The following is a 13,227-nucleotide window of genomic DNA, read 5'->3' as shown; positions in this document are numbered from 1 at the left end:
AATTGGGGGCGGTCGGGGCCTAGGCGGCGGCCAGGCGGCGGGCCAGCTGCTGCAGGGCTTCGGGCTTGCCGGCGAGGAAGGAAAAGAGGCCGCCCTTGATCTGGCGCGGGCTCGCCTGCCAGGTCAGGTCGCCGTAGCTGGTGCCGGCCACCACTTCCAGCTGGCTGAGGCGCCCCTTGGCCAGGGCCGTCTTGAGGGGAGCGAACCAGCGGTTTTCCAGGTCCGCCAGGGCGTCGCGCCAGGCCTGGGCATCCTGGTCCTGGGCAGCCTGCAGCAGGTCGTCGAGGCACACCAGATGGCGTTCTTCAGCCGGCCCGGCCTGCAACAGGGAGTGGGCGGAGGCGGGCAGGGGGTGGTGCTGCAGACCGGCGGCTCGGGCCAGTCCCCGGGGCAGGGGCTGGTTGCTCCAGATGGCGCCTGCCTGCGGGGCCGCTGCCGCCGGCGCCAGGCTGCCGGCGCCCCACAGCCAGAGGCCGTTCACGGCGGGCAGGCCCCGCTCGCCCCGGGCTTCGTTCACCGGGTGGCTGTGCAGCAGCATCTGGATTTCGTTCATCAGGGCCAGCAGGCGGCGCGACGGCAGGTCCGACGGGGTCGGCAGGTTGAGGCGGCGGCCGGCGGCGGCGGAGAGGGGCGGCAGGGCGTCCCCGGGCAGTTCGGCCGCCCAGGGCGTCTCCAGGCGCACATACCAGCGGCTGGCCGTCACCGGGTGGAAGCTGGCCTCGCCGGCATAGTGGGCGTTGAGGCTGGCGGCCAGGGTTTCGACTTCGGCGGCTTCCAGGTCCAGTTCCCGGCTGTCGGCGACGATGATCTCCTCCTGGTGCAGGCGCAGGTGGATGGGGTCGGCACAGAGCCAGACGCCTGCGTCCGGCGCCAGGGCGGCGCCGTCCTCTCCCAGCAGGCGCAGGGCGCCCAGGGGTTGCGGCGTCGGGCCCAGCCAGCGGGCCGCCTGGGCCTCGGCGGCCAGGGCCGGGCGGCGCTGCAACCCGCTCCGTTGCAGCAGGGTGGCCAGGGCCGGGCAATCCAGGGCCTGCCAGGCCAGGTCGTCTTCCGGTTCGGGCCACAGCAGTTCGGGAACGAGGAGGGTGAGGCGCATGGGCAAAGCCTGGGAGGGAAAGAAGAATATGGGGGAAAACAAGGAGAATGCGGCGGGGCCGACCGAGGCGACATTTGGTTCTGCTCCGGGAGCTGCGGCCAGCCTTTGAGCCGGGTCCGGCGCCGTCGGCGCCAGCCCGCTGCGTATTGCCGCAAGTGGCCAAAAGCGGGCAAAAGTGTAGCATAGCGCCTTTGCTTTTCAGCCCGTTCCCGCGGGCCTCCCCTCGGCATGAAACTGCCCTACGAACTCCTGGTCGGCCTGCGTTATACCCGGGCCAAGCGCCGCAACCATTTCATCTCCTTCATTTCCCTCATTTCCATGGCCGGCATCGCCCTCGGCGTGGCGGCCCTGATCGTGGTGCTGTCGGTGATGAACGGCTTCCAGAAGGAGCTGCGTACCCGCATCCTGGGGGTGGCTTCCCACATCCAGGTCACCGCCATCAACGGCGAGCTGCACAACTGGCTGGAGGTGGGGCGGCAGACCCTGCAGCATCCGGAAGTGAAGGCGGCGGCGCCCTTCGTCCAGGCCCAGGCCATGCTCTCCCGGGACGAGACGGTGCGCGGCACCCTGGTGCGGGGCATCATCCCCGAGCTGGAGGACAAGGTGGCGGATTTCGGCCGCTTCATGAAGGTGGGCAAGCTGGAGAACCTGCAGCCCGGCGGTTTCGGCATTGTCCTCGGCAGCGACCTGGCCAATGCCATGGGCGTCACCCTGGAGGACAAGGTGACCCTGATCGCGCCCCAGGGCACGGTGACGCCGGCCGGGGTGGTGCCGCGGCTGCGCTCCTTCACCGTGGTCGGCATTTTCGAGGCCGGCATGTATGAATACGACTCGGGCCTGGCCCTCATCGACATGAGCGATGCCCAGCTGCTGTACCGCCTGGGCGACGGCGTCTCCGGCGTGCGCCTGAAGCTGGACGACCTGTTCCGCGCCCCCCGGGTGGCCCGGGAACTGGTGCCCCTGATCCAGGAGGATGCCTACATCTCCGACTGGACCCGCAGCCATGCCAACTTCTTCCGCGCCGTGCAAATCGAGAAAAACATGATGTTCATCATTCTTTCCCTGATTGTGGCCGTGGCAGCATTCAACATCGTTTCCACCCTGGTCATGGCCGTCACCGACAAGCAGGCGGACATCGCCATCCTGCGCACCCTGGGGGCCAGCCCCCGCAGCATCATGGCGGTCTTCGTGGTCCAGGGCGCCCTCATTGGCGTCATCGGCCTGGGCCTGGGGGTGGTTGGCGGCGTCGCCCTGGCCCTGAACATCGACGTGGTGGTGCCCTTCATCGAGCGGGTGCTGGGCACCCAGTTCCTGGCCAAGGACGTGTATTACATCTCCCAGCTGCCGTCGGAACTGCAGTGGGGCGACGTCACCGGTATCACCGCCATCGCCTTCGTGCTGGCCCTGGCGGCAACCCTCTACCCGAGCTGGCGCGCTTCCCGCGTCAATCCGGCGGAGGCCCTGCGTTATGAATGAGGCAGCGATGGCAAGTGTGGCAGCAGTAGTGGAAAACGGGATTGAGAATACGGCCGTGCTGGCCTGCCAGGGCCTGTCCAAGATCTATCGCCAGGGCGACCTGGAAGTGCCGGTGCTGAGCCGCATCGACCTTTCCCTGGAGCCCGGCGAGCGCCTGGCGGTGGTGGGTTCCTCCGGCTCGGGCAAGAGCACCCTGTTGCACCTCCTGGGCGGGCTGGATCGGCCCACCGCCGGCACGGTGCGCCTCAAGGGCGCCGATCCCTTCAGCCTGTCCGAGGCGGCCCGGGGCGAGTGGCGCAACCGCTACCTGGGCTTCGTGTACCAGTTCCACCACCTGCTGGCGGAATTCACGGCCCTGGAGAACGTGGCCATGCCCCTGCTCATCCGCCGCCTGCCCCGGGCCGAGGCGGAAAGCCAGGCCGAGGCCATGCTGCAGAAAGTCGGGCTGGGCCATCGCCTGCACCACCTGCCGTCGGAACTGTCCGGCGGCGAGCGGCAGCGGGCGGCCATCGCCCGGGCCCTGGTGACCCGCCCTGCCTGCGTGCTGGCCGATGAACCGACGGGCAACCTGGACCGTCATACGGCGGAGCAGGTGTTCGACCTGATGCTGGAAGTGAGCCGGGAGCAGGGCACCGCCTTCGTCATCGTCACCCACGATCCGGCCCTGGCGGCCCGGGCCGACCGCACGGTGCACCTGGCCGACGGCATGTTCCTGGAGGAGCCCCGGTAAGCGACCTGTTTTGGCATTGCCCGTAGCAAATACTAAAAAAAGACCCGAGGGAGAAAGGCGGCGCAGACCGCAAGACGCTGTTCAACCTGGAGCCTAAAAAAATGATGCAAATCCTGTTTGCACCGGCCATTGCCTTGATGCATCGGCTGACCTATCCGAAGAAATTCGCCCTCATCGGCCTGGTGGCCCTGATCGCCATCGCCGTGCTCTTCGTCAATCTGTCGCGCCAGTTGCAGAGCCAGATCCACCTGGCCAACGACGAACTGGCGGCCCTGGAGGTGATCGTGCCCATGGACCGCCTGGTGCAGGCGGCCCAGCAACACCGGGGCCTCTCCTCCGGCGTCATCAATGGCGACGCCAGCCTGCTGCCCAAGAGGGAGGCCAAGACCGGCGAAGTGAAGACCGCCCTGCAGGGCCTGGGTCCGATCCTGCCGGCCTCCGTTGCCGCCTCCGAAGAGTGGAAGAAGATCAACGAGGAGTGGAACCTGATTGCCGCCGACGGCCTTTCCTGGACCGCCACGGAAAGCTTTGCGGCCCACACCCGGCTGATCGCCGCCATCCTGCAGCTGAAGGTGGACGTGGCCGACGAGAGCGGCCTCACCATCGACCCCAACATGGATTCCTACTATCTGCTGGAAACCGCCGTGGTCAAGCTGCCCTCCATGCTGGAGCGTCTCGGCCAGACCCGGGCCAAGGGCACCGGCATCCTGGCCAAGAAGAGCATCAACGATCACCAGCGGGTCGATATCGGCATCCTCATGGCCCAGGTTTCCGACACCCTGGCCGCCCTCAATGTGAACCTGCAGAAGACGGCCCGCCACAACCCGGCCATCCGCGACACCCTGGGCACTTCCTCCAAGGATCTCAACGAGGCGGTGAGCGGCCTGGTGAATATCGTGAACCAGGACATCATCGCCGGCATGTTCGTCACCGATTCCGGCGACTTCTTCAAACAGTCCACCGCCGTCATCGACAAGGGCTACGCCCAGCTCTACGACACCCTGCTGCCCACCGCCAAGCAGCTCATCGGCGAGCGCAAGGCCAAGGCCGAACGGGGCCTGCTGCTCAACCTGGGCCTGTCCCTGGTGATGGTGCTGGTCTTCATCTACCTTTCCGCCGGCGCCTACCTGGCCATCGTTTCCTGCATCACCGGCTTTTCCGCCAGCGCCCATCGCATCGCCCAGGGCGACCTGACGGCCCGCATCCAGCTCCAGTCCAGGGATGAGCTGCAGCAGGTGGCCGGCAGCTTCAACGAGGTGGCCGGCGCCTTCGCCAGCCTCACCACCAGTGTGCAGCAGAGCGTGAACCAGCTCTCCGCCTCGGCCCGCAGCATGGCCGACGCCAGCGAGCAGATCACCCTGTCCACCCAGCAGCAGAGCGAGGCTGCCTCCTCCATGGCGGCCGCCATCGAGCAGATGACCGTAGGCGTGGACCACATCAGCAAGAACGCCCAGGACGCCCACGCCCTTTCGTCCCAGTCCGGCGACCTGTCGGCCCGGGGTGCCCAGATCGTCGGCAACGTGGTGCAGGAGATCGAGCAGATCGCCAGCGCCGTGAACCAGTCCGCCGGCATCGTGGAGGACCTGGGCCAGCATTCGGAGAAGATTTCCACCATCGTCGGCGTCATCAAGGAAATTGCCGACCAGACCAACCTGCTGGCCCTCAATGCCGCCATCGAGGCGGCACGGGCCGGAGAGGCTGGTCGGGGCTTCGCCGTGGTGGCCGACGAGGTGCGCAAGCTGGCCGAACGCACCGCCCATTCCACCCAGGAGATCACCGACATGGTGGCCGCCATCCAGGGCGGCACCCAGGAGGCCGTGGTCAGCATGAAGCACGGTGTCGAGCGGGTTTCCCAGGGCGTCGAACTGGCCCGGGAGGCCGGCGACGCCATGGGCCAGATCCAGGCCGGGGCCCAGCAGGTGGTGGACATGGTGAGCGACATTTCCTCCTCCCTGCGGGAGCAGAGCGCCGCCAGCACCGAGATCGCCAAGAACGTGGAGCGCATCGCCCAGATGGCGGAGGAGAACAGCGCCGCAGTCAGCGAAAACGCCAACACCGCCGGCCAGCTGGAGCAACTGGCCGAGGCCCTGCAGACCGAGGCGGCCCGCTTCCAGGCCGGCTGATCCCGCTCTGCCGGCCCGCCTTCTTCAACGGCCCTGCGGGGCCGTTGTCGTTGGTGCCGGGGCCTTGCCGTCGTTACCGTTCTCTTCTCCGTCCGGCCCACCCTGGCCGCTCTCATTCCAGGCGTAACGGTCGTACCAGTAGCGGGGCCGGCGCTGCCGTTCGGTCCAGAGTTCCGGCTTGCCGTTGGCCGTGGCTGCGCCCAGGACCAGGCCGATGGCCCCGTCCCGGTCCGTGCGCCAGGCCCGGGCGCCGCTGGCGGCATAGCGTTCCACGACCTCCGGCCGGGGATGGCCGAAGCGGTTGCGGTAGCCCACCGGGTACAGCACCTCCCGGGCGCCGACGGCGGCGACGAAGGGTGCCGTGGATGAACTGCGGCTGCCGTGGTGGGGCACCAGCAGCACCTGGCTGGCCAGTTCCGTCCGGTGACGGGCCAGCAGCCAGGCTTCGTCGGCGGCCTCGATGTCGGCGGTGAGCAGCAGCCGTTGCCCCGCCGCTTGCACCAGCAGGACGCAGCTCTGGTGGTTGCTCCTGCCCTGGGGCGCATCCACCCTGCCTGCCGGCGGATGCAGCATGGAGAAGCGCACCCCGTCCCATTCCCAGCCTTGCCCCTCGGCGCAGGCCCGCCGTTCCTGGGCCAGGGGCTGCAGGTCCCGGGCCTCGGCGGATGCCGGGGGCAGGGAATCGAGCAGCAGCGCCACCGGCAGGCTTTCCAGCACCGAGCGGGCGCCGCCCGAGTGGTCCCAGTCCCGGTGGGTCACCACCAGGGTGTCGAGGCGATCCACGCCGACGGACCGCAGCCAGGGCAGCACCAGCCGCTCCCCCGCATCCGATTCCGGGCTGTAGTAAGGCCCGGCGTCGTAAAGGAGGGTGTGCTTTTGCGTGCGCACCGCCACTGCCAGCCCCTGGCCCACGTCGAGCAGGGTCACCCAGGCCTGGCCCGGCGGCGGCCGGGGCTGGGGCGTGGCCAGCAGGGGCAGCAGCATCAGCAGCCCCAGCCAGCGGCCGGGAAAGCCCCGGGGCAGGAGCAGGCAGACGCAGCCGAGGGCGGCCAGGAACAGGGCCGGCAGGGTGGGCGCCGGCGGCGTCCACAGGGCTCCGGGCAGGGCTGCCAGCCACTGCAGGCAGAGCATCAGTCCGTGCAGCAGGGCGTGGGCAGCGGCAGCCAGCCCGGGCAGGGGCAGCAGGGCCGCCGCCAGGGCCAGGGGCGTCACCGCCAGGCTGACCAGGGGAATGGCGATGGCGTTGGCCAGGGGCGAGACCAGGGAGAACTGCTGGAAGAAGAGCAGCAGCAGGGGCAGGGTGCCCAGGGTGGCGACCCATTGGGTCAGGCTCCAGTGTTCCAGGTGCCGCCCCAGGCGGCGGCGCCAGGACTGGCGTGGCGGCCCCTCCGCCAGAGGGCGGGCGGCCAGCAGCAGGGCACCGACGGCGACGAAGGACAGCCAGAAGCCCGGCGCCAGGACGGCCCAGGGGTCCGGCAGCAGTACCGCCAGCAGGGCGAAGGCGAGGACGTTGCCGGGCGCCACCCGGCGGCCGCTGGCCAGGGCCAGGGCGGCGGCGCCGAGCATGGCCAGGGTGCGCAGGGCCGGCACCCCGGCACCGGCCAGCAAGGTGTAGCCGGCTGCCGCCAGCCAGCCGGCCAGGAGCGCCGCCCGCTGGGCCGGCCAGCGCGCCATGAGGGCTGGCGAGCGGCGCCACAGGCCGCCGGCCAGGGCGGCGGCAAGGGCCGCCATCATGGTCACGTGGAGCCCGGAAATGCTCATCAGGTGGGTGGTGCCGGTGCCGGCGAAGACCTTCCACTGGTCGCCGGGAATGGCCTTCTGGTCCCCCACCGCCAGGGCGGTGAGGATGCCGGCGTAGGGATTGTCGGCCTCCGGCAGGCGGGCCTGGAAGTCCTCCCGCACCGCCTGGCGCAGCCGCTCGATCCTGCTGAAGAAGCCATCGCTGCGGCCCAGCAGGCGGTTGTCCGCAGCTTCGCGCACATAGCCGGTGGCGCCGATGCCCCGTTCCAGGAGCCAGGCCTCGTAGTCGAAACCGGCGCCGTTGGCGTGGCCGTGGGGGCGCTTCAGGCGCACCGTCAGCTGCCATTCCTGGCCCGGCTCCAGGCGCGGTCGGGGCGTTTCCGGCCGGTCGTACCAGGAGAGCAGGAGGGTCGGCGGCAGGTGGGCTCCAGCCCCGGGCGCCACGGCGAACTCGAAGCGCTGGCCCCGGCCAAAGTCCTGGGGCAGGGCGGCGATGCGGCCCTGCAGCTGCAGATCCTGCCCTTCCAGGGCCGGCGCCAGCCGTTCGGCAAGGCGGGTCTCGGCCCGCCAGCCGGCCCACAGGAAACCCAGGGCCGCGGCCAGCAGGATTGTTCCCAGGCGGGGCAGGGCGCCGGGCCGCCGCCCCAGGAACAGCAGCCCGAGGACCGCCGCCGCCCCCAGGGGCAGCCAGGGCCAGGGCGGCAGGGCCGGCTGCTGTTGCAGCAGGAGGATGCCCAGGGCGAAGGAATAGAGGGGCCAGTTCATGGCGATAGCATAGCCACTTTCGCCCCCGGGCTGGCCCTGGGCCGTCCGGGGGCCGGCGCAGTAGAATGAATCCATGGTGCGCAAACATCTGAAGCGTTTTCTGCCCGACCACCAGGCCCTGATCGGCAACCGCTGGCTGGCGCCCTTTGCCGGCACCCTGCTGCATCCCCGCCTGTGGCACCTGAACCGCCATTCCGCCGCCGGCGGCGTGGCCGTGGGCCTTTTCTGCGGCCTCATTCCCGGGCCCTTCCAGATGCTGGGGGCAGCCATCCTGGCCACCCTGTTCCGGGTCAATCTGCCCCTGGCCCTGGTGACCACCCTGTACACCAATCCCCTGACCATCGTGCCGCTCTACTTCGTCGCCTACCATCTGGGCCGGCTGGTGCTGCTGCGGGAAGGAGGCGCCTTCGTGGCGCCGCCGGAGCCGGGGGATGGGGGCATGCTGGCCTGGATCGGCGCCCTGGGCGACTGGCTGCTGGCCCTGGGTGAGCCCCTGGCCCTGGGCTTGGTGTGCCTGGGCCTGCTGCTGGCCCTGGCGGGATATGGTATTGTCCGTACGGCATGGCGCGCATACCTGCTCTACGCATGGCGCCGCCGCCGCTATCGCCAACCACCGCCGCCGCCCCCGAATCCATTCCCATGAGTGCCAGCACCAGCAATCAGCCGCTCCAGGTCCAGCGTTACCTCTATGGAGCCCTGATCATGCTGGTGGCCGTGCATGTCATCGGCACCTTCGGTTACCACCTGCTGACCGGGGGGCGCTACACCTGGTTCGACTGCTTCTACATGACCTTCATCACCGTGGCCACCATCGGCTACGGCGAAATCATCGAGATGACCCAGAATCCGGCGGCCCGGATGTTCACGGTGTTCATCGGCATTCTCGGGGCAGGCACCCTGTCCTTTCTCTTCTCCACGGTCACGGTGACCCTGGTGGAATCGGATCTTAACGGCACGCTGCGGAGACGGCGCATGGAAAAGATGATCAAGAAGCTCACCGGCCATTACATCGTCTGCGGTTTTGGACGGGTGGGCCGCAACGTGGCGCGGGAGCTGGAAGCCACCAACCGCCACTTCGTCGCCATCGAGGAAAACCTGGAAGGCCTGGAGGCCCAGCGGGAAAAAAGCCCGGGCCTGCTCTACCTGCACGGCGATGCCTCCGACGACGACGTGCTGCTGGGCGCCGGGCTGGAATCGGCCCGGGGCGTCTTCGCCGTCACCGGCGACGATTCGCGCAACCTGATGATCACCATCACGGTGAAGCAGCTCAATCCGGCCATCCGGGTGGTGGCCCGCTGCCAGGAGTCGCGCAACGTGGAGAAGATGAAGAAGGCCGGCGCCGACGCCATCTTCTCCCCGGACCTGACCGGCGGCATGCGCCTGGCCTCCCTCATGGTGCGGCCCCACGTGGTGTCCTTCCTCGACGAGATGCTGAAGTCGGAAAAGCGCCTGCGGGTGGAAGAGGTGGCGGTGCCCGGCCATTTCCCGCCGACGCCCCTGGGCAACCTGAAGCTGCGCAGCAATGAGTACGTGTTGCTGGCGGTCCGGGAAAAGCTGGACTGGGTCTTCAACCCGCCCAAGGACTACGAACTGAAGCCCGGTTACGTCATCGTCGCCATGGCCTCGGCCCTGGGGCGGCAGGAGCTGGAAGCCTCCCTGCTGGAAATGATCGGCTAGGCGGCGGGGCGCTCCCCCGCGGGAGTGCTAGACTTTGGGCCATACCCTCTGCCAGGAGACGAGGCCCATGAATATCTGCAACAGTCTGCGCCGCCTGTTTTCCCCCGCGCCGGCCATGGTCGAGAAGCGGGTGCTCTGCGCCGCCCTGGACGGCTCCGGCCTGCATCGCATGGCCTATACCCAGTGGGGCGATCCCGCCAATCCCCGGGTCCTGGTGTGCGTGCACGGCCTCACCCGCAACGGTCGCGATTTCGATTTCCTTGCCCGCCAGCTGAGCCGGCACTACCGGGTGGTGTGCCCGGACGTGGTCGGCCGGGGCCGCAGCGACTGGCTGAAAAAGGCGTCCGGCTACGGTTTTCCCCAGTACGTGGCGGACATGGTGAGCCTCATCGCCCGCCTCGACGTGGCCGAAGTGCACTGGCTCGGCACCTCCATGGGCGGCCTCATCGGCATGTGCATCGCCGCCATGGAGCGCAGCCCCATCACCCGTCTCATCCTCAACGACGTGGGGCCGGTGATCACCAACGAATCCCTGCGCCGCATCGGCGAATACGTGGGCAAGGCGCCCCGCTTCCCCAGCCTGGAGGCGGCGGAGCAGTTCATCCGCCAGGTCTCGGCCCCCTTCGGCTCGCTGACGGATGCCCAATGGCGCCACCTGACCGAGACTAGCGTGCGCCAGGCCGACGACGGCCAGTGGGAGATGCGTTACGACCCGGCCATCGCCGAGGCCTTCCAGCTCGGCTTCGTCATGCACCAGGATGTCATCCTGTGGCCCTACTACGACGCCATCCGCTGTCCGACCCTGGTCATCCGCGGCGCCGAGTCGGACCTGCTGCCCCGGGAGGCCCTGGCCGAGATGGCCCGGCGCGGTCCCCAGGCGTGGACCCGGGAAATCCCCGGCGTCGGCCACGCCCCCATGTTCCAGGACCCGGCCCAGGTGGCGGTGGTCCGGGAATTCCTGCTGGGAGCCTGATGTGGCCAAAGTGAATGTGCTCGGGCGCGAGCTGGAATACGAGCTGATCAGCGCCCACCAGATCTATCGCCCGACCCTGGTGTTCCTGCACGAGGGCCTGGGCTGCGTCGGCTTCTGGCGCGACTTCCCGCACAAGGTGGCCCAGGCCACGGGCTGCCGCACCCTGGTCTTTTCCCGCCAGGGCTACGGCGATTCGGACCCGGCGCCGTCACCGCGCACGCCCCGCTACATGCACGACGAGGCTCTGGAGATGCTGCCCGCCACCCTGGCCGCCCTGGACATCGAACGGCCCGTGCTGGTGGGCCATTCCGACGGCGGCTCCATCGCCCTGATCCACGCCGGCACCTATCCCGAGGCCGTCTCCGGCCTGGTGGTGCTGGCGCCCCACGCCTGGGTGGAGGAGGAGGCCCTGGCCGGCATCCGCCAGGCCGGCGAAGCGTGGCGCCAGACCGACTGGCCCTCCCGCCTGGGGCGCTACCACCGGGATGCCTTCCGGGTCTTCCACGACTGGCACGATACCTGGCTCTCGCCCCAGTTCCGCGACTGGAACATCGAGTCCTACCTGTCGGGCATCCGGGTGCCGGTGCTGGCCATCCAGGGCAAGGACGACGAATACGCCACCCTGCGCCAGATCGAGGTCATCGCCGAGCAGGTGCCGGCGGAGGTGGAACTGCTGGAACTGGCGGACTGCCGCCACTCGCCCCACCGGGACCAGCCGGAGGCGGTGCTGGAGGCCCTGGTGCGCTACCTGGAGCGGCTGGAACCGGCGGCCTGAGCCTGGGCCAGGGGATCCTGGCGGTAGAACAGGGCCAGCTGGGCGTAGAGGGCCGGATACTCGGCGGCGACTACCTGGGGCTGTTCGAAGAAGCTCTCCGAAACCACGGCGAAGAACTCCCCCGGATGCTCGGCGCCGTAGGGGTCGATGGGCAACTGCTCGAGGGCCTCCTCGCCCCTGGCTTCGGCCCGCTCCACCCGGGCCAGGAAATCATCGTAGGCCCCGTCCAGGGCGGCCACCCAGGCTTCTCGGTCCATGCCCGGATGCAGGGGCGGCAGGCCGTCCGGGGCGCCGTTGATCATGTCCAGCTTGTGGGCGAATTCGTGGATCACCACGTTGTAGCCGTCCCCCGCCATCTGGCTGTCCTGCCAGGAGAGGATCAGGGGGCCGCCGTCCCAGGCCTGGCCCGCCGCCACCTCGTCGTATTCGTGCACCACCCCGTCCGGGTCCATCTCCTGGCGGGGCACCACGAACTCGTCCGGATAGACGATGATCTCGACCCAGTCGTCGTACCACTCCAGGCCCAGGTTGAGGATGGGCAGGCAGCCCTGGGCGGCGATGTGCACGCCCATGGCGTCGTCCACCTCCAGGCCGGCGGCGCCGGAAAACTGCTTGGCCGCCAGGAAGGCTTCGCTGAGGCTCTGCAGGCGCGCCAGGTCCGCCGCCGGAAGCCATTGCAGGAAGGGCAGGCGGGCCACGGTCTGCTGCCACAGGGGCTGCGGAATGGGGCGGGGCCGGCGGCGTCCCAGCAGTCGGTCGAGCCAGCCCATCAGGCGCCCTTGAGACGGGGCAGGCGGGCCATGGTCAGGTAGATGCCGCTGAAAATGAGACCGATGCCGACGAAGTGGTAGAGGTGGGGCAGCTCGCCCAGGAAGAGGGCGGAGAGCAGGGTGCCGAAGACCGGCATGAGGTGGATGAAGAGGCTGGCCTTGTTGGCCCCCACCTCGGCCACGCCCCGGTTGTAGAAGATGTAGCCGACGAAACTGGGCAGGACGCCGACGTAGGCGATGCCGGCCAGGGAGCCCCAGTGCAGGTTGATGTGCCGGGCCGGGCCGCCGAAGGCCCCCAGCTCGTGGGCGTAGATGGGCGCCAGGGCCAGCACCCCCACCAGGGTCAGGGCACCCAGCATGAGCATGGGATGCACCCCGGCCGGGCGCCACTGCAGGCCCACGGTGTAAATGGCCCAGGTCAGCACCGCCCCCAGCATCCACACGTCCCCCAGGTTGAGGGAAAGGCCCAGCAGCACCGCCAGGTCGCCCCGGGCGATGATGGTGGTGGCGCCGAGGAAGGAAATGGCCACGCCCACCGCTTCGATGGGTTTGAGGCGCTTGCCCAGGAACAGCCAGGAGAGGGCGATGGTGACGATGGGAATGAAGGAGTTGAGCAGCACCGCATTGGTGGCGGCGGTGTACTGCAGGGCCACGTAGGCGAAGGTGTTGTAGCAGCCGACGCCGAGGATGCCCAGCAGCAGCACCGGCTTCCAGCCCTTTTTCAGCAGGGGCCACTGTTCCTTCAGGTGGGGCAGGGCCAGGGGCGCGATCAGGGCCAGGGCGATGACCCAGCGCCAGAAAGCCAGGGCGATGGGCGGCACGTCGGCGCGGATGCCGCGGCCCAGGACCATGTTGCCGGACCAGAAGAGGGCGGTCAGGGTCAGCAGCAGGTAGGGATGCCGGTAAAAGGGCGTGTTGGGGTTCATGTCTCTCTGTCCGGCCGCTACCTGGGGGCGCGGCCTTTGTCGTTGGCTGGAGCGTGGATTATGCCCCAACGGCGGGCCAGTGCCCGGGGCCGCGGCGGACCTGCCTTGGCGGCACTGCCGGCCCCGGGAGGCGGCCCGGCGCGGGTCCCGGCGTATTTGTCGCCAGGGGCGTATAATCC

11 protein-coding genes are annotated in these 13,227 nt (G+C 69.2%); 7 read left to right on the top strand and 4 right to left on the bottom strand.

Annotated features, from left to right (window positions below; genetic code table 11):
* Nucleotides 1-19: 19 nt before the first annotated feature.
* Nucleotides 20-1,093: a hypothetical protein gene (locus AC1RTA_RS11910; protein WP_492784811.1), complete on the bottom strand. Its 1,074-nt coding sequence runs from the start codon at nt 1,091-1,093 to the stop codon at nt 20-22.
* A gap of 234 nt (nt 1,094-1,327) precedes the next feature.
* Here AC1RTA_RS11910 and AC1RTA_RS11905 point away from each other — a divergent pair, with 234 nt between their 5' ends.
* The 3 genes from AC1RTA_RS11905 to AC1RTA_RS11895 all read left to right on the top strand — a co-directional run bounded on the left by AC1RTA_RS11905 (nt 1,328) and on the right by AC1RTA_RS11895 (nt 5,422).
* Nucleotides 1,328-2,569 (top strand): lipoprotein-releasing ABC transporter permease subunit, encoded by a 1,242-nt coding sequence (locus tag AC1RTA_RS11905; protein ID WP_492784812.1) that lies wholly within the window; start codon nt 1,328-1,330, stop codon nt 2,567-2,569.
* On the top strand, nt 2,562-3,299 hold the full coding sequence (lolD, locus tag AC1RTA_RS11900; RefSeq protein ID WP_492784810.1) for a lipoprotein-releasing ABC transporter ATP-binding protein LolD: 738 nt from the start codon (nt 2,562-2,564) through the stop codon (nt 3,297-3,299). The genes AC1RTA_RS11905 and lolD overlap by 8 nt, the downstream gene beginning before the upstream one ends.
* A gap of 101 nt (nt 3,300-3,400) precedes the next feature.
* Nucleotides 3,401-5,422, top strand: a complete 2,022-nt coding sequence (locus AC1RTA_RS11895) for a methyl-accepting chemotaxis protein (protein ID WP_492784809.1) — start codon at nt 3,401-3,403, stop codon at nt 5,420-5,422.
* Between the two features lie 24 nt (nt 5,423-5,446).
* Here the strand turns inward: AC1RTA_RS11895 and AC1RTA_RS11890 are convergent, their stop codons facing one another.
* Nucleotides 5,447-7,927: a DNA internalization-related competence protein ComEC/Rec2 gene (locus tag AC1RTA_RS11890; RefSeq protein WP_492784808.1), complete on the bottom strand. Its 2,481-nt coding sequence runs from the start codon at nt 7,925-7,927 to the stop codon at nt 5,447-5,449.
* A 76-nt stretch (nt 7,928-8,003) separates the two neighbouring features.
* Here AC1RTA_RS11890 and AC1RTA_RS11885 point away from each other — a divergent pair, with 76 nt between their 5' ends.
* The 4 genes from AC1RTA_RS11885 to AC1RTA_RS11870 all read left to right on the top strand — a co-directional run bounded on the left by AC1RTA_RS11885 (nt 8,004) and on the right by AC1RTA_RS11870 (nt 11,352).
* On the top strand, nt 8,004-8,570 hold the full coding sequence (locus tag AC1RTA_RS11885) for a DUF2062 domain-containing protein (protein ID WP_043799396.1): 567 nt from the start codon (nt 8,004-8,006) through the stop codon (nt 8,568-8,570).
* Complete coding sequence (locus AC1RTA_RS11880) at nt 8,567-9,604, top strand: potassium channel family protein (protein ID WP_130458628.1); 1,038 nt, start codon at nt 8,567-8,569, stop codon at nt 9,602-9,604. The genes AC1RTA_RS11885 and AC1RTA_RS11880 overlap by 4 nt, the downstream gene beginning before the upstream one ends.
* A gap of 67 nt (nt 9,605-9,671) precedes the next feature.
* Nucleotides 9,672-10,577: an alpha/beta fold hydrolase gene (locus AC1RTA_RS11875; protein ID WP_014237840.1), complete on the top strand. Its 906-nt coding sequence runs from the start codon at nt 9,672-9,674 to the stop codon at nt 10,575-10,577.
* Nucleotide 10,578: 1 nt separating this feature from the next.
* The gene (locus tag AC1RTA_RS11870) at nt 10,579-11,352 is read left to right on the top strand and encodes an alpha/beta fold hydrolase (RefSeq protein WP_130458627.1); all 774 of its coding nucleotides are present in this window, start codon (nt 10,579-10,581) and stop codon (nt 11,350-11,352) included.
* On the opposite strand, the gene AC1RTA_RS11865 is transcribed toward AC1RTA_RS11870, so the two are convergent.
* Together AC1RTA_RS11865 and AC1RTA_RS11860 are read right to left on the bottom strand one after the other, a co-directional pair.
* The gene (locus AC1RTA_RS11865) at nt 11,322-12,122 is read right to left on the bottom strand and encodes a M90 family metallopeptidase (protein WP_492784807.1); all 801 of its coding nucleotides are present in this window, start codon (nt 12,120-12,122) and stop codon (nt 11,322-11,324) included. The two genes, AC1RTA_RS11870 and AC1RTA_RS11865, sit on opposite strands and share 31 nt — an antisense overlap.
* Nucleotides 12,122-13,048: a DMT family transporter gene (locus tag AC1RTA_RS11860; protein ID WP_492784806.1), complete on the bottom strand. Its 927-nt coding sequence runs from the start codon at nt 13,046-13,048 to the stop codon at nt 12,122-12,124. The genes AC1RTA_RS11865 and AC1RTA_RS11860 overlap by 1 nt, the downstream gene beginning before the upstream one ends.
* Nucleotides 13,049-13,227: the final 179 nt, after the last annotated feature.

Source organism: Azospira sp. MPR-E4 (assembly GCF_058809645.1).
This window is presented reverse-complemented; position numbering and strand designations above follow the sequence as displayed.